This window comes from Paenibacillus medicaginis (assembly GCF_042138635.1).
In the GTDB taxonomy this organism is placed as follows: domain Bacteria; phylum Bacillota; class Bacilli; order Paenibacillales; family Paenibacillaceae; genus Paenibacillus; species Paenibacillus medicaginis.
The window spans coordinates 26,907-41,913 of record NZ_JBHIRY010000005.1 but is presented as its reverse complement, the minus strand read 5'-3'; the positions used below and the strand labels follow the sequence as shown (position 1 = coordinate 41,913).

Here is a 15,007-nt window from a genome sequence, read left to right as displayed (position 1 = left end):
ACGGAGGCAAACAATGAAAAAAACATTTGGCAGATTGATTACGGGACTCTTCACCTTAATGCTGATTGCAGGCTGTGCAAACGGGAATTCTTCACCTACAGGCAGTGCATCTTCACCTGATTCGGCAACATCTGATGCAGCGGCGCCAGCGGGCTCGCTTGTTGTATATACCAATTCCGGCGGGGACGGCCGTGACGTGTGGTTGAAAGAACAGGCCAAAGAAGCCGGTTTTGACATTTCTATTGTAAATCTGGGCGCGGGAGATTTGGCCAACAGAGCCATTGCCGAAAAAAACAATCAGGTGGCGGATGTTGTTTTCGGCCTCAATCCGATGGAATACGAAAGATTAAAGCGTGAGGATCTGCTGCTGAAATACGAGCCGGTATGGAGCAGCGGTGTCGATAAATCGCTAGGTGATGCTGAAGGGTACTACTATCCTATTGTAACGCAGCCTTTGCTCATGATCTACAACACAGACCAATTCAATGGGCAGACGGCGCCCAAAGATTGGACAGATCTGGCCACCAACCCTGCATTCAAAGATAAATATACGATCTTGTCTTTAGGTGGAGGCACCTCTAAGTCGATATTGGTGGGTTTGATCAGCCGCTATTTGGATGAGTCGGGTGAGTATGGCGTATCGGCGGAAGGCTGGGACATGGTCAAAAAATTCATTCAAAACGGACATGTTCAGGAAGAAGGAGAAGACTTTTTCGGCAATTTGGCTAATGGAAAACGCCCTATAGCTGAAATCTGGGGAAGCGGATTGCTGCAATTCAACAGCGAAACCGGAGCAGATAACGTAGACTTTGTTGTCCCGGACATCGGCGTACCGTACACGGTTGAACAGACGGCCATTTTCAAAAACAGTCATAACGTGGAGCTTGCCAAGAAATTTGTGGACTGGTTTGGTTCTGCGGACGTGCAAGCGAAGTGGTCCAAGCAATTCGGAACGATTCCTGTGCATAAGGATGCTGCTTCTCAAGTCACACCGGAAATTAAAGCGATGCTTGAAAGGGTTCACCCGCAGCAGATTGATTGGAAGAATGCATCCGAGAAGATCGAAATGTGGATGGAGAAAATACAGCTTGAGTTCGTACAGTCATGATTGAATTTAAGGATATTCAAATCAAATATGGAGATTACGTGGCCATTGACCGTTTGCATCTTCATATTCAGCCAGGTGAATTTTTCACCTTTCTCGGACCTTCCGGATGTGGAAAAACGACGACCTTGCGCGCGCTGGCAGGCTTTATTACACCTTCGCAGGGCTCCATTCTCGTAAACAAGAAGGAAATCACCCACTTGCCCGTTGAAAAGCGGAAAATAGGCATCGTATTTCAAAGCTATGCCCTGTTCCCTACCATGAATGTTTACGATAATATCGCGTTTGGATTGAAGCTGCAAAAAAAATCGCGTGCAGAGACCGACCAGAAGATTAAGGAAGTCGTCCAGAAAATCGGCTTGAATGAAAGCCACTTTACCCGTAATGTGGCAGAGCTTTCCGGAGGGCAGCAGCAGCGGGTTGCCTTGGCCCGGGCCATTGTGCTGGAGCCGGACATCCTTTGTCTGGACGAGCCCCTGTCCAATCTTGACGCCAAAATGCGTATCGGTCTGAGAAGCGAGCTGAAAAGGCTGCAGCGCGAATTAGGCATTACTACCCTTTATGTTACCCATGACCAGGAAGAAGCTTTGACTCTGTCAGACCGCATTGCTGTTTTCAAGAAAGGGAGAATTGAGCAAATCGGAACACCCTACGAAATCTACAACCGGTCTGCCACTGAATTTGTATGTGACTTTATCGGGGACATGAACCGCCTGGACCAGAATATTTTGCAAGCAATCAATCAACAAACCGGAAGCTCGCTGAATCCAAGCCGGGAAGGCTATATCCGCCTCGAAAGGGCTAGCCTTCACCAATTGTCTGATGCAGACGTGGCTTTAAACGGGAAAATCGTGGACAGAGAATATCACGGCATGTATATCAAGTATACCTTGAACGTCGATGGAAGCCTTATTAAATGTATTGAAAAAAACGATGGCGATGTCTATTTCGAAGCAGGTGAAACGCACAGGCTGTACCTGAATTCCCGCGACATTATGCAGTTTTGAAGGCAGGTGAATGCGACGATGATTAATAATATGGAAAAATGGCTGCTCCGCATTGGACCTGGCGGACTCGTGCTTAGAGCCGGACTGCTTTGGGTGATCGTGGCCCTGCTCATTTATCCCAACCTGAATATGATTACAGGTATTTTTTACGATGATGGGCATTTCTCCGCAGAAATCATCCGGAAGCTGTTCTCTTCCGAACGGGCCATGCACTCCCTCGTGAACAGCTTTATCCTCGCCATCTCCATGATCGTCACGGTGAATATTGTGGGAATACTGCTCGTGCTGTTCACGGAGTACCTGGATATCAAGGGGGCATCCTTTCTTAAACTGGGGTATTTAAGCACACTGGTTTATGGAGGTATCGTCCTTAGTACGGGCTACAAATTTGTGTATGGCGACAACGGTATCGTCACGAATCTGCTGCTGAAATTTTTTCCCGGTATGAACCCGGAGTGGTTTACAGGCTATGGCGCTGTATTGTTTGTGATGACGTTTGCCTGTACCTCCAATCATATTATTTTTCTGACCAATGCTATTCGGGGCATCGATTATCAGACGATCGAAGCTGCCAAAAACATGGGGGCTTCTTCATTAAAGATTTTTATGCGGGTTGTGCTGCCTGCACTTAAGCCTACGTTGTTTGCAGTTACCATTTTGACCTTCATCACAGGACTGGACGCCATGTCTGCTCCTTTGGTGCTGGGCGGGCCGGGCTTTCAGACCATTAACCCTGTCATTATGACCTTTGCCAAAAGCAGTTACTCGCAGGATGTTGCGGCATTATTGGCCGTTATTCTGGGTATCGCGACGGTCGTTTTGCTGGCGATCATGAACAGGTTCGAAAAGAACGGAAATTATATCTCCGTCTCCAAAGTGAAGTCCAAAATTCAGAAGCAAAAAATAACAAACCCGGCATTGAACATCGCCGCACATGCGCTGGCATATGTACTGTTTCTCATTTATGCTGTTCCCATCGTTTTGGTTATTCTTTATTCGTTCTCCAGCTCCCAGGCGATTCGTTCCGGGGTTTTGAATCTCAATGAACTGACACTGAGCAATTATTTGACGATCTTCACTTCTAGCGAAGCATTTCGTCCGTTTGCCATCAGTATGATATATTCCCTGGCAGCGGCCATACTTGTGGTCATTCTGGCTTTAATCGCATCCCGCATCGTGCATACAGATAAACGTAAGATTACGATGGTCTATGAATATGGGATGATGATCCCGTGGCTGCTGCCCGGGACACTGATCGCTCTTGGACTCATGACCACCTACAATTCACCCAAGTTCATGATGTTTAATCAGGTATTGATTGGCACAGGCGCTATTATGCTGATCGCTTATATCATCGTCAAAATTCCCTTTTCCTTGCGGATGATCAAGTCGAGCTTTGCCAGTGTGGATACGTCATTAGAGGAGGCCGCCCGCAGTATGGGAGCCAGCTCTCTCTACACGATGCTTAAGGTTATTTTGCCAGTGATCCTGCCTACATTGTTGTCGGTTATGACGCTTAACTTTAATAGTTTACTTTCAGAGTATGATCTGACCGTATTGTTGTATCATCCCCTGATGCAGCCGCTTGGCCCTGTCATTAAGGCAGCGAGCGACGAATCCGCATCGGTTAATGCGCAGGCCATGCTGTTTGTGTATTCCGTACTGTTAATGCTGATCTCGTCTCTGGCACTGTGGCTTGTGTATGGAAATAAGCTGTCCTTCAAAAAACGAAAGCTTTAAACAGACACCCCTGCGCCGCATGCGTAGGGGTTAAACTGTTGACACACTTTCAGTTCACCCACTGCCCGTCTTCGGGGATGGCGACTCGCTCAAGTAGCCCTTCCCTTACTAAGCGGTTGCGCAAATCCGCCCTTGTGACAAGGCAATGATTGATCGCGTCCATATGCACAACCACCACCTTCATATTCGGAGCATATTGGCATACACGGACCACATCGTTTTCATCCATCGTGATCGGATCACCCACATTAAAGCGCGCACCTCCGGCATTAACTACCGTTATGTCCGGCTGATGGGTGTCCAATGCCTGCTGCACGTCGTCACACCAAATTGTGTCCCCCGCGATATACAACGTTGGTTCACCTGCTGCCTTGAAAACAAAACCGGATACGGGACCCATCCGCTTCCCGATCTCACCTGTTCCGTGCTGCCCACCTGTTCGATGGATCGTTACACCTTTAGATGTAATGCTTTCATTTACGACAGTTACCGAGCCAAAGCCAGCAGAGGTGATAGCTGACTCATCCTCCAGCTGACAGATTACCGGTGTTGATTTCGACAGCGCCACAATCGCAGCCTCATCCCAATGATCTGGATGCAAATGCGTGACAAGCACGGCGTCCGGATTAAGCAACCCCTCCATTTCAAAAGGCATCGGCACGAGCGGATTGCGGCGGTCGTTCGGCGTATTAATAACCGGCGGGTTCACCCCTTCGTCACTGAACATCGGGTCAACCAGGAACTGTGTTCTTCCATATTCCAGCCACAACGTGGCATGGCGTATCAATTGCAGCTTCATCGTTCTGCACCCCTTATCTTTCGAATCATGATTCTGCTAAAATTATATATAAAATAAGCGATAAGATAATCATCCTGGTGAATGGAAAAATCGCTTTCCACTTTCACACTGAAAGGAAATTACAATGTTGAGCAATCCAACGATCGATGAAGTTGATTTGCGTATCCTGAAGCTCCTGCTGGAGGACGCCTCCCAATCCTACAAAACCATCGGCCAACTCGTGCACCTGACCGGGCAGGCGGTTGGTGCCCGTGTGCGGAAAATGCAGGATTTCGGTGTGATTGAAGGAACGACCCTGCGCTGGAATCCGGAAAAAATCGGCCAGACGGTGCACGCCTTTGTTACCGTGTTCCTAAGCTCCAACACGGCCCACCCCTCGTTTCAGGCATTCGCTGCACAGAGCGAACAGGTAGCCGAAATGCACCGTGTAAGCGGCGAAGGCTGTTACTGGCTGCGGGTGCGCGTCGCTTCGCCGCTGGAGCTGAATGATTTTCTGGATCGTCTCCTGAAATACGGAAACTACAAATTAAGCATGTCGATCGGTCAAATCAAATAGAAAATAAACTTCGAGCATACGGAAAAACCGTGCAAGCCGCAGTTGCTTTAGCCGACTTTGCACGGTTTTGTTGTTCTGTCTGTTCCTTTACGAAAGACTGGCATTGCCACTGCCCCCGCGAATATCAGTTATCCATATATTGCTCATCCGGTTCATTTGAAGCGGCTTCCAGGATTTTCTCTGCAACAAATTCAGGAGTGTCCGATGGACGGGAAGAACCTGGCGCATGCTGTGGTTGAGTGCCCAGCGCGTTTTTGCCAAAACCCGTTGCGGTTGCGCGCGGATAGACGGAAATTACCCGGATATTCTCTGAGGCCAATTCGCCTCGTGCGGTATCGGAAAGCATGTTCAAAGCAGATTTGGTAGCCGCATAAGCTCCGATTCCAGGAATATTCATTTTGGTGACCACCGAACTTATATTGATGATCAGCCCTCCTCCTTGCTCCCGCATGATAGGGATCACAGCTTGCATAGCTGCTAATGGTCCCATCACATTGAGGTCAAAGATTCTACGGAAGTCGTCCGGATTGACATCGGCGATCGAGCTAACTACAGCTTGCCCTACGTTATTGATGACCACATCCAAGCGGCCAAAGTGCCGTGCCGTCTCCTCAATAACTCGTTGAACTTGCATCGGATCGCTTACGTCAGCAGGCAGAGCCACAGCCTCACTTCCCTGGCTCTTCAATTCCTCAGCGAGTTGGTTAAGTACATCGGCAGATCGGGCTACTAATGCTAATTTGGCACCAGCGGCAGCAAAGCGGCGTGCTGTAGCCAAACCGATACCAGCGGATGCGCCAGTAATAAGAACGACCTTGTCACGAATTTCCATGTTCATATTTTCCTTTCTTCGATGAAATGAGATGTGCAGTATTCGCATTTTTTTAGTTGACACATCAACCTGAAATCAATTTATCACGTTCAAGTTGATACGTCAACTATGCTATTATAATCCGTGTATAATAACGAGCTACACAAAGAGGAAATACGAATATTCGGGGGTAAACCCGTGATGTTTTATCTTGGAAGGAGGTATGTACGGCATGAAGGATTACGGCCCGGAGTTGTTCAAAGGAACAGCGCATTACTACTCCAAATACCGCCCGCCTTACCCGGCTGAACTAATTAGATACATCGTGAGCCGGTTTGCGCTGGACGGGAGGGGCGAGCTTCTTGATTTGGGATGCGGAACGGGACAATTAACCGTGAGATTTGCGGATTGGTTCGAGAAAATTACAGGCGTGGACAATGAAACGGAAATGCTGCAGGAGGCACGCCGGATCACCGAAGAAATGCGATTTTGCAGCGTGGATTGGGTACAAGGAAATGCGGAGAACTATATTAAAGGACTGGAGCATAAGTCTTTTAGATTCGTCATCATCGCCAAGGCATTCCATTGGATGAATAGAGCGCGCGTGCTGGAGCAGTTATATTCCAAGATTGAACGGAACGGCGGGGTTGCCATTATTGACAGCTACACTCCGGACCGGAAGGAACCGACAGATTGGCAAATCGCGGTCGAGAAGGTAGTAAAAAAATGGTATGGTCCCGAAAGAAGGGCCGGCAATTCCACCTATACCCACCCCACGGTTAGCCATGAGGATATCGTTGCGGCTTCACTCTTTGAAGCAGAGGTGCATCGGCTGCCAGTTTACGAGCATTCATGGACCATTGAGTCGATCATCGGAAATCTGTATTCAACCTCCCATGGTGCCAGGCGTTTCCTTGGGGACCAGACGGCTTTATTCGAAAAAGAGTTGGAAAAAGCTCTGCTCAACCTTGACAGCAGCGGAATATTCCGGGCCGAGATGCACACATCTATCACTTTGGCCGTGAAAAATCATTAAGCAGCTTCTCCCATTCTGCCAGGGACAGATTTTCGGTATATTATTGTATATTATTGTATATTTTTATCTCCTCATACCAGCTTTAAGTCTAGCTTTTGGTAAAATGTAATGGATGCCATAAAGGGCGACTCAAAATCATTTTCACTGATTTGAGTCGCCCCGTCTTTTTATTTTATGAGAAGTGCGAAGCTACAGCCTCCTCAACGTCCTGCAACATTTGCTTGTAAGCTTCTTCATCGAGATGTCCAACACCTCCGAAGAGCAGATGCCCTACGGACTCGATGCCAACGAAGTCAAAGATACCTGTATCAGAAGTTGTTTTCAGCGCTTCAGTCATACCAATCTGGTCATAATAAGGCTTTGGAGTACCGTGTGTATTGATAATAAATCCTTTTTTTCCTGTCAGCATCTTGACGACTCCCTCTTCGCCATACGCGTAAGCAAACCCATAGGAGAATACACGGTCAATATATCCTTTAAGGATGGCCGGCAATCCGGTCCACCAGATTGGATAGATCAAAGTAATCGCATCAGCTTCCGTGATGTAATCCTGTTCTGTTTTAATATCCTGAGGAATTTGACCGGCCTTCATGGAAGCCGTATCTTCGGGTTTAAGCACAGGCTGAAAGTCCAACGCATACAAGTCACGGACAATCACTTCGTGACCATTATTTTTCAATGCACGAACTGTGGTTTCCAATATGGAATGGTTTAAGCTCTCTGCATGGGGGTGAGCATAGATAACAAGATGTTTCATAGATGATGACCTCCGTATGTTTATACTTTTATTTAGATTATGAAGTTGTATAGATATCTATTCATTTCAGCAAAAAAAATTATAACCTGCGCAGCATGCTTTCTAACGTAGATTCCAGTTGTTCTTTTTCAGCATCATCCAGATTCCCGTAAATGGCGTCATTCAACTTTTTGGATATCGCATGAAACGTGGGCTCCAATCGCTTGCCCTTCTCCGTAAGCTGAATCCAGGTTACTCGGCTGTCCTCCTCACTTTTTATTTTTTCAACATAGCCCAATTTCGCCAACTTATCCGCTAAAACCGTTACCGTCGGCTGTTTTCGATGAATCCTTTCGGCTAGTTCCTTCACGGAGAGTCTGTTTTTCTGATACAAAAATACTAATATATCCCCGTGGGAGGGAGCCAGTCCTTTGATTCCAACATGCTCAAGTTCAGACACAATCATTTTATTGACGGCATCTCTGATCTTGCTAATGGTTGCGGCTGCATTGTATTTCAACATATTCGTATTATATATAGACATCTATGTATTTGCAACAGGCATCTTAATAAACATTGAATATATTTTGTGATAATATAGGACAAAGTCAATATGAGGATGGTAATAAAAATGACCAGAGAGCGTTTAGCCGAAGCTATTCAAATGCGTGAAGAAGGAAGAGCCACACAGGACCAGGACATACTTAAAAATGCAATCGCACTTTTACTGGAACTGGACGCCGCCTGCCCCAATGACGCAGAGATTATTTTTCAGCTTGGAGTGGCCCATGACAATTCAGGCTTGGGAAAACAGGCAATTCCCTACTATGTGCGGGCTCTTGAGTTAGGTTTATCCGGACCGGATCTGGAAAGATGTTTGCTCGGGCTTGGGAGCACATACCGGTACTTGGGACATTATCAGCAGGCCGAAGAAACGCTGCGCCGGGGAGTCACAGAATTCCCTGATAACCGGGCACTGCAGGTCCTGCATGCCATGGCTCTGTATAATACACATTGCTACAAGGAAGCCATGGAAATCGTACTGACCAATCTGCTGGAGACTACCTCGGACGAGAAGCTTCAGTATTTCAAACGCGGTTTGTTGCACTATACGAAGCATCTTGATGAAACCTGGTGATTCAGTCTGGTCGGATAAATGCCGCCAACAATCTAAAGCTTAATTGTTAGGAGAACTACTTATGTCTGATGGACACAAATATAGTGAAGCATCCCTCTCAATCAGCCGCAACAGTCTGCAAGCCGACTGTGAGAGCTGCTTCGGGTTATGCTGTGTTGCGCTTCCGTTTGCGGCCTCGGCCGACTTTGCTGTTGATAAAGATGCGGGACAGCCCTGCCCCAACCTGCAGGCAGATTTCCGCTGCGGTGTTCATGACAGCCTTAGAGAGCGGGGCTTTAAAGGTTGTACCGTATTTGACTGCTTTGGAGCAGGGCAGAAGGTAACTCAATTCACCTACAAAGGAAGAGACTGGCGGAAAAAGCCCGGAGCTGCAAAGCAAATATTCGACGTCTTTCTGATCATGCGCCAGCTTCATGAACTGCTCTGGTATCTGAAAGAAGCATTAACGCTTGACGCAGCCCGTCCCGTTCATGACAAGCTCCGTTTGGCGCTGGAGCAAACCGAGGCCTTCACCCATCTTGATCCCGATGCCCTGATGGAGCTGGATATAAACAAGCATCGGGCGGACGTCAACACCCTGCTCCTGCAGACCAGTGAATGGGTAAGAGACGACGCGCTGCGACAGCATCAACCAGCACGCCGCAGAAAAACTTATGGACGTGGAGCGGACCTGGTCGGGGCCAAGCTGAAAGATGCCGACCTGCGAGGGACCAATTTGCGGGGAGCCTACCTGATTGCCGCCGATCTTAGAAACGCGGATTTAAGAGGCGCAGATCTGATCGGAGCCGACTTTCGGGACACGGACCTCCGCGGAGCCGATCTCAGCGAGAGCTTCTTTCTCACCCAATTCCAAATCAACGCCGCCATCGGAGATAGCTCCACCAAGCTGCCCGCATCGCTCACCCGTCCAGCGCACTGGAGCGTCTCTTAACCCTCGTTGGCCCAAAGCGGGCGAGCTGTCCAACCTTTTTCCCAAACCTGGAATAGAAGGAAATTGCTTGGGACTGGCGTTTTTTTCTTTTAAGTTAGCATACGCTCGCAGCAGCGGAGAGAACGAAGCGATTCCGGAAAAGCGGAGCGGTCGCCTTTGGCCCGGAGGGTCAACAGCGATTGCAGGAATGCTTCGTTCTCGGAGCCTCCCCCCGGAACACAACGCAAAAAATTAACGCCTCACAAGGTCTGCTTCAAAGCAAGCTGCTCCCTCGCCCATAAAGCCGCACCAGTGATACCTGCCGTCCCGCCCAGCGATGAAGCAGCAAATGTAATCGATTCCACGACTTTGGGGATTCCATATCGCCGGACAGCCTCCAGCATGGGATCGAAGAGCAGAGCCCCGCACTGCGATACGCTGCCGCCAATGACAATAGCTGCTGGGTTTAACAAATGTGCAAAAGTGACAATGCCGCAGCCAAGCGCTTCCCCGGCATCTGCCAACAGCCTGATCGCAAGTTGATTTCCTGCTTTGGCGGCGGCGGCCACATGCTCGGCGGTCACCTGCTCCGGCTCAACACCGTTCAGAACAGCAATCGCCGCGGCCTCCGGCTCGCCTGACTGAATGGACGCCTGCGCCCTGCGGGCAATGGAATGCCCGGCCGTGTACATCTCCACACACCCCCGATTGCCGCAGGCGCACAAAGGACCGTCGCGGTCAATCGTGATATGGCCAAACTCGGCGGCACTATGAGTCGTTCCCTCAATGAGCCGGCCGCCGCTGATAATCCCCGCACCGATGCCCGTCGAAACGGTAATATAAATCATGTCCTGGATACCTGCCTGTTCACCTGCCATCCACTCACCAAAAGCAGCGGCATTGGCATCGTTCACAATATGAACCGGACAATGAAACCGTTTCTCCAGGATGGGACCAAGCTGCACATTATGCCAGCGCAAATTGGTCGCCAGTGAAATCATGCCTTTTTCCGGTTCCAATACACCCGCGACGGCCACCCCGATGCCACGAATAGTAAAGAAACCTGTTCGTAAAATTCCACCCGCGATTAACGTTTCACTTATGGAAATCAGGCGGCGGATAACGTCCTCCGCTCCCCGTTCAGCCAGCGTAGGCTCCTGGTTTTTAGCCACAATCTGCCCCTGCTCATCGATCAAGGCAGCCAGCATTTTGGTGCCGCCCAGATCAATTCCCAAATATAGATTATCCATGCATTAACCTCTCTCCGGACTCCAACCTCCGTTGTATTTATTGCAAGCTCTGTTTAATCCGGCGCACCGCTTCCGGCAGAATAAGCCCATCCAATCTCTGCCCCAGGCGCACTGCGCGTCCGAAATGTACTTCCTCCACGCCCGTAGCCGCCAGAAAACCAGGCAGATTATCCTCCGATAAACCGCTGCCTGCCAGGATTCGAATCGCCGTTCCTTCCGAACGCTGCCGCAACCGCCCAAGCATGCTTATCCCTTCCACAGCAGTCGCCTGCCCGCCCGAAGTCAGAATCCGGTCAATTTGCGGAAATTTCAGCAGTGTGTCAAAGGCCTGCTCCAGGTCACACGCCTCATCAAACGCCCGATGAAAAGTAACGGACAATCCTTGTGCCTCAGCCAGCAGAAAAGCGAGAGCTTCCGTATCTACCCGCCGCTCCTCCGTCAGCACACCAAGCACAATTCCGCTTGCCCCCAGGCTTTGCACGGCCCGGATATCATGGACCATAACCTCCAGATCTTCCTTACTGTAGCAAAACGAATGGCTATGCGGCCGGATCATGACACGGATAGGCAAAGCAGACACCTGCACGCCTCTCTCAATCATCCCGATGCTGGGCGTAAGCCCCCCTTCCGAAAGCGCGCTCACCAGCTCAATGCGGTCGGCACCACTGTCATTAAGCTGCAAAATATCGTCAACAGAGGTTGCGATCACCTCAAGCAGTTTTTTTTCAGACAAAACCTTCACCCCTTCACAGCTCCTTGTGTAAGACCCGAAACAATGTAACGCTGCACAAATGCAAATAAAATAATGACCGGGATCAGCGAGAGCATGCCTGCAGCACTCATCTCTCCCCAGTTCACATCAAACTTCTGAATAAACCCGTTCAAGCCAACCGGAACGGTCTTCACATCCTCGCTCACGGTAAACATCACCCCGAAGAACAGATCATTCCATGCCGCTGTAAAAGCAAATACAAAACTGGCGACAATCCCGGGCAGCATGATGGGCAAAATGATCTGGATCACGGTGCGGATCCGGCTGCAGCCGTCCACCATGGCAGCCTCTTCTAGCGCCACCGGAATGCGTTGGAAAAAACCAGACATCGTAATCAAGCAAAAAGGAATATTGATGGCCGTATACGTAATAATCAGTGCAGGCAGCTTATCCAGCAGATTCAGCTCCCCGAAGACGATGTACAGCGGAACGAGCAGCACCATGACCGGAATCATCTGTGTTGCCAGGAAAACGAGCAGGAAGAGCCCTTTGCCTCTGAACTGATATCTTGCCAGCGCATAACCTCCGAGAATGGACACGACCACGACCAGCAGGCCGGATACGAGACTGACAATCGCGCTATTCGCAAAATACTGCAGAAAATCCGAATCATGAAACGTTTTCACATAGTTGTCCCAGGTCAGCTTTTGCGGCCACAGCGTCAACGCAGAGCCATAGATTTCCTGTCGTGTTTTCAGAGACGTTACGAACATCCAGTAGAAAGGAACCAGCGTTCCCAGCAAAAAAAGTGCAAGCACGACAAACCGGACAAACCCGGGCATGTTTTTGTGAACCCATACTGCCATTACAGATCACCTGCCTCCTTATATCTGGTGATGCGCAGAAAGACAACCGTATACAGAATCAGCACGATCAGCATCAGCACGCCAAGCGCCGAAGCCTGGCCGAAATCAGCGGAATAACCAACCTTGTTAAATATATAGGAAGGCAAGTTATGCGAGCTGTTAGCTGGTCCACCATCGGTCATGATATAGATCAGGTCCGCCGAGTTAAATACCCAGATCACCCGCAGCAGCAGCGTAAGGATGAGCGTCGGCTTGATGTATGGCATAATAATTTGCAACAGCTTGCGGACTCTGCCCGCCCCGTCAATATCGGCGGCCTCCAGCATTTCATCCGGAACCGATTGCAGCGCGGCCAGAATCATAATGCCGAAGAAAGGAACGCCGTACCAGATCATGGCGATGATGACCGGAATGATGGATGCATAGGGAATAGCCAGGAAAGGAATAGACTTATTAATCAGTCCGGTTTCCAGCAGCAGATAGTTGACCAGCCCTCCCCGCTCGCTGAACATCCATTTGAAAATCATGCCGATCAGAAAAGCCGATACCGCCCAAGGCAGAAATACAACGGCCTGATACAGGTTTTTCCCTTTGAACCTTGAGTTTAAGGCCAGCGCCAGCGCAAAACCAAGAATAAACTGAAATCCGACCGTGCCCACTACCCAAATGATCGAATTCAGCAGAATGCGAAGCATGTTGGGGTCGGCAAACAGCGCTCTAAAGTTTTCCAGTCCAGCATACCCGATGTTATTCGGCTCGAACAGCACATAATGCATAAAGGCCAGTTGAAAAGCCTTGGCGACAGGGTAAGCGAAAAAGGCAAGCACGACCACGATAGCAGGCAGCAACAACAGATACGGCTGAAAACGCCGGAAAATACCTTTCGACAACATCTCATCACCTTCCTAAAGAAAAACGCATAACCAAGCAAAATTGGCTATGCGTTTTCATTCTCCTTCAGATCACCTTAAACCTTAAGGATTCTGCTGCTTGTATTTGCTTTGCGCCTCGGTCAAATAATCGGCAAGATGTTTGACCGTATCGTCAAGCGATTGGCCCTTCATCATATACTTTTGTGTCTCGGTAACCGCAAATGTGCCTGTAAAATCACTAAGTGTCGGCAGATAGCTCGGCGGCCCTGCAAACACGATATTGGAATCCGCCATCGCACCCGCATAACCGGCAATCGGGCCCGAGCTGAAGAACTCATCCTGCAGGGACTCCTGGTAGATCGGGATGCTGGTGTTGGCTTTTGCATATTCCAGATTATTTTCCGGCTTGCTCAAAAATTCAATGAATTTCCAGGCCTCGTCTTTATGCTCCGAATTTTCCGCGATGGAATATCCGGCTGTGTATCCCCAGTAAATATAACGTTTGCCGTCATCCGACTTTGGCATCGGCAGCACGTTCCAGGTGCCTTCCGTCATGTTTTTCTCCGCTACCGCAATGACCTCCGGCGTCTGGTTCAGGATACCTGCCTGCCCGTTCATAAAACCTTGCACCATTTCGTTGAAGCCCCAGTTAACAGATTCAGACGGTGCGTTTCCATTCAGGTAAATATCATAAAATCTTTTAAAAGCTTCCTTGGCCTCCGGCTGATACAGAATTGACTTTCCGTCCGCATCAAACCAGCTGTCTGCGTGAACGGCCGCCATGACGTATTCCATTGCCCGGATAATGCCATGCGCACCGCCGCGGAAAGCAATGCCGTACTGCCCTTTCGATTCGTCCGTCAATTCCTGAGCCAGCTTGAAGTAGTCATCCCACGTATCGATCGTTTCGGGGAGCCCCTTTTCCTTGAACCAGTCGCTGCGGACAAACAGCCCTTGCAGCAGGAAAGCATCCGGAATAGCGTATACCTGATCCTGATATTTGTTTCTGGCCTGCTTGAAGGCTTCTGTCGTTTTATCCTTCTGATCCCAGCTATCGTAGTAGGATTGCAGGTTGGCGATATAACCGGCGGCTGCCAGTCCAGCCAGTGAGGTGTCATCCACGCTGATGACATCCGGGAGCGTTTTGGAGGCTCCCATCATCATCCATTTGGTATGCGCGTCCTCCCACGGTACGGAAGAGTATTCGACATCGATGTTCGGATTTTCCGCTTCGAACTTTTCAATCATGCCCTCCATGAAGCTTGTGCGCTCTTCACTTGGCAAAGGATCCAGATAAGAAATAACGACCTTCTCCGCGCTATCCCCCTCGGATGCCGTGTTTTCAGGGCTGCCTCCACCGCAGCCAGTCAAGATGGAAAAAGGAAGAATAACGCCTGCCAGTAATGCGGATACCTGTTTTTTCATAATTCAGCCACTCCCCTGGATTGCATGAATTGGTTACATCAATT

At 49.3% G+C, this 15,007-nt stretch carries 16 protein-coding genes; 7 read left to right on the top strand and 9 right to left on the bottom strand.

The genetic code is table 11. The features are described from left to right. The first annotated feature begins 13 nt into the window (after positions 1–13). The 3 genes from ACE5LO_RS07130 to ACE5LO_RS07120 are packed head-to-tail and all read left to right on the top strand — an operon-like array spanning position 14 to position 3,852. Positions 14–1,108 carry an extracellular solute-binding protein gene (locus ACE5LO_RS07130; protein ID WP_375519341.1) on the top strand — a complete coding sequence of 365 codons (1,095 nt, stop codon included), beginning with the start codon at positions 14–16 and terminating at the stop codon, positions 1,106–1,108. Further along, positions 1,105–2,112 (top strand): ABC transporter ATP-binding protein, encoded by a 1,008-nt coding sequence (locus ACE5LO_RS07125; protein ID WP_375519340.1) that lies wholly within the window; start codon positions 1,105–1,107, stop codon positions 2,110–2,112. The genes ACE5LO_RS07130 and ACE5LO_RS07125 overlap by 4 nt, the downstream gene beginning before the upstream one ends. Positions 2,113–2,130: 18 nt before the next feature. After that, positions 2,131–3,852 carry an ABC transporter permease gene (locus ACE5LO_RS07120; protein WP_375519339.1) on the top strand — a complete coding sequence of 574 codons (1,722 nt, stop codon included), beginning with the start codon at positions 2,131–2,133 and terminating at the stop codon, positions 3,850–3,852. Between the two features lie 49 nt (positions 3,853–3,901). Here ACE5LO_RS07120 and ACE5LO_RS07115 read toward each other — a convergent pair whose 3' ends face one another. Then, a complete protein-coding gene (locus tag ACE5LO_RS07115; RefSeq protein ID WP_375519338.1) occupies positions 3,902–4,651 on the bottom strand; it encodes an MBL fold metallo-hydrolase in 750 nt (249 codons plus the stop codon). A 124-nt stretch (positions 4,652–4,775) separates the two neighbouring features. Between ACE5LO_RS07115 and ACE5LO_RS07110 the strand changes: the two genes are divergently transcribed. Beyond that, entirely contained in the window at positions 4,776–5,207 is a 432-nt protein-coding gene (locus ACE5LO_RS07110; protein WP_375519337.1) for an Lrp/AsnC family transcriptional regulator, read from the top strand. Positions 5,208–5,331: 124 nt separating this feature from the next. Here the strand turns inward: ACE5LO_RS07110 and ACE5LO_RS07105 are convergent, their stop codons facing one another. Next, positions 5,332–6,039, bottom strand: a complete 708-nt coding sequence (locus ACE5LO_RS07105) for an SDR family NAD(P)-dependent oxidoreductase (protein WP_375519336.1) — start codon at positions 6,037–6,039, stop codon at positions 5,332–5,334. Positions 6,040–6,250: 211 nt separating this feature from the next. On the opposite strand from ACE5LO_RS07105, the gene ACE5LO_RS07100 reads away from it, so the two are divergent. Next, positions 6,251–7,054, top strand: coding sequence for a class I SAM-dependent methyltransferase (locus ACE5LO_RS07100; protein ID WP_375519335.1), 804 nt, complete (start codon positions 6,251–6,253; stop codon positions 7,052–7,054). A gap of 172 nt (positions 7,055–7,226) precedes the next feature. On the opposite strand, the gene ACE5LO_RS07095 is transcribed toward ACE5LO_RS07100, so the two are convergent. Next, entirely contained in the window at positions 7,227–7,811 is a 585-nt protein-coding gene (locus ACE5LO_RS07095; RefSeq protein WP_375519334.1) for an NAD(P)H-dependent oxidoreductase, read from the bottom strand. Positions 7,812–7,890: 79 nt separating this feature from the next. After that, a complete protein-coding gene (locus ACE5LO_RS07090) occupies positions 7,891–8,334 on the bottom strand; it encodes a MarR family winged helix-turn-helix transcriptional regulator (protein ID WP_375519333.1) in 444 nt (147 codons plus the stop codon). Positions 8,335–8,421: 87 nt separating this feature from the next. Here ACE5LO_RS07090 and ACE5LO_RS07085 point away from each other — a divergent pair, with 87 nt between their 5' ends. Together ACE5LO_RS07085 and ACE5LO_RS07080 are read left to right on the top strand one after the other, a co-directional pair. After that, positions 8,422–8,928 carry a tetratricopeptide repeat protein gene (locus tag ACE5LO_RS07085; RefSeq protein WP_375519332.1) on the top strand — a complete coding sequence of 169 codons (507 nt, stop codon included), beginning with the start codon at positions 8,422–8,424 and terminating at the stop codon, positions 8,926–8,928. A gap of 61 nt (positions 8,929–8,989) precedes the next feature. Continuing rightward, positions 8,990–9,859 carry a pentapeptide repeat-containing protein gene (locus tag ACE5LO_RS07080; protein WP_375519331.1) on the top strand — a complete coding sequence of 290 codons (870 nt, stop codon included), beginning with the start codon at positions 8,990–8,992 and terminating at the stop codon, positions 9,857–9,859. A 239-nt stretch (positions 9,860–10,098) separates the two neighbouring features. On the opposite strand, the gene ACE5LO_RS07075 is transcribed toward ACE5LO_RS07080, so the two are convergent. The 5 genes from ACE5LO_RS07075 to ACE5LO_RS07055 form a co-directional block, all read right to left on the bottom strand. Continuing rightward, entirely contained in the window at positions 10,099–11,088 is a 990-nt protein-coding gene (locus tag ACE5LO_RS07075; RefSeq protein ID WP_375519330.1) for an ROK family protein, read from the bottom strand. A 37-nt stretch (positions 11,089–11,125) separates the two neighbouring features. After that, the gene (locus tag ACE5LO_RS07070) at positions 11,126–11,821 is read right to left on the bottom strand and encodes a copper homeostasis protein CutC (RefSeq protein ID WP_375519329.1); all 696 of its coding nucleotides are present in this window, start codon (positions 11,819–11,821) and stop codon (positions 11,126–11,128) included. Positions 11,822–11,826: 5 nt separating this feature from the next. After that, positions 11,827–12,666: a carbohydrate ABC transporter permease gene (locus tag ACE5LO_RS07065; protein ID WP_375519328.1), complete on the bottom strand. Its 840-nt coding sequence runs from the start codon at positions 12,664–12,666 to the stop codon at positions 11,827–11,829. Next, positions 12,666–13,559: a carbohydrate ABC transporter permease gene (locus tag ACE5LO_RS07060; RefSeq protein WP_375519327.1), complete on the bottom strand. Its 894-nt coding sequence runs from the start codon at positions 13,557–13,559 to the stop codon at positions 12,666–12,668. The genes ACE5LO_RS07065 and ACE5LO_RS07060 overlap by 1 nt, the downstream gene beginning before the upstream one ends. 81 nt (positions 13,560–13,640) lie before the next feature. Further along, positions 13,641–14,963 (bottom strand): ABC transporter substrate-binding protein, encoded by a 1,323-nt coding sequence (locus tag ACE5LO_RS07055; RefSeq protein ID WP_375519326.1) that lies wholly within the window; start codon positions 14,961–14,963, stop codon positions 13,641–13,643. Between the last annotated feature and the right edge of the window lie 44 nt (positions 14,964–15,007).

Bases quoted from the DNA above. Each gene is read 5' to 3' on its own strand.
- ACE5LO_RS07075 (WP_375519330.1), bottom strand. From the start codon at position 11,088: ATGGATAATCTATATTTGGGAATTGATCTGGGCGGCACCAAAATGCTG.
- ACE5LO_RS07105 (WP_375519336.1), bottom strand. From the start codon at position 6,039: ATGGAAATTCGTGACAAGGTCGTTCTTATTACTGGCGCATCCGCTGGT.
- ACE5LO_RS07130 (WP_375519341.1), top strand. From the start codon at position 14: ATGAAAAAAACATTTGGCAGATTGATTACGGGACTCTTCACCTTAATG.
- ACE5LO_RS07110 (WP_375519337.1), top strand. From the start codon at position 4,776: ATGTTGAGCAATCCAACGATCGATGAAGTTGATTTGCGTATCCTGAAG.
- ACE5LO_RS07085 (WP_375519332.1), top strand. From the start codon at position 8,422: ATGACCAGAGAGCGTTTAGCCGAAGCTATTCAAATGCGTGAAGAAGGA.
- ACE5LO_RS07125 (WP_375519340.1), top strand. From the start codon at position 1,105: ATGATTGAATTTAAGGATATTCAAATCAAATATGGAGATTACGTGGCC.
- ACE5LO_RS07090 (WP_375519333.1), bottom strand. From the start codon at position 8,334: ATGTCTATATATAATACGAATATGTTGAAATACAATGCAGCCGCAACC.
- ACE5LO_RS07055 (WP_375519326.1), bottom strand. From the start codon at position 14,963: ATGAAAAAACAGGTATCCGCATTACTGGCAGGCGTTATTCTTCCTTTT.
- ACE5LO_RS07115 (WP_375519338.1), bottom strand. From the start codon at position 4,651: ATGAAGCTGCAATTGATACGCCATGCCACGTTGTGGCTGGAATATGGA.
- ACE5LO_RS07120 (WP_375519339.1), top strand. From the start codon at position 2,131: ATGATTAATAATATGGAAAAATGGCTGCTCCGCATTGGACCTGGCGGA.
- ACE5LO_RS07060 (WP_375519327.1), bottom strand. From the start codon at position 13,559: ATGTTGTCGAAAGGTATTTTCCGGCGTTTTCAGCCGTATCTGTTGTTG.
- ACE5LO_RS07080 (WP_375519331.1), top strand. From the start codon at position 8,990: ATGTCTGATGGACACAAATATAGTGAAGCATCCCTCTCAATCAGCCGC.
- ACE5LO_RS07100 (WP_375519335.1), top strand. From the start codon at position 6,251: ATGAAGGATTACGGCCCGGAGTTGTTCAAAGGAACAGCGCATTACTAC.
- ACE5LO_RS07065 (WP_375519328.1), bottom strand. From the start codon at position 12,666: ATGGCAGTATGGGTTCACAAAAACATGCCCGGGTTTGTCCGGTTTGTC.
- ACE5LO_RS07095 (WP_375519334.1), bottom strand. From the start codon at position 7,811: ATGAAACATCTTGTTATCTATGCTCACCCCCATGCAGAGAGCTTAAAC.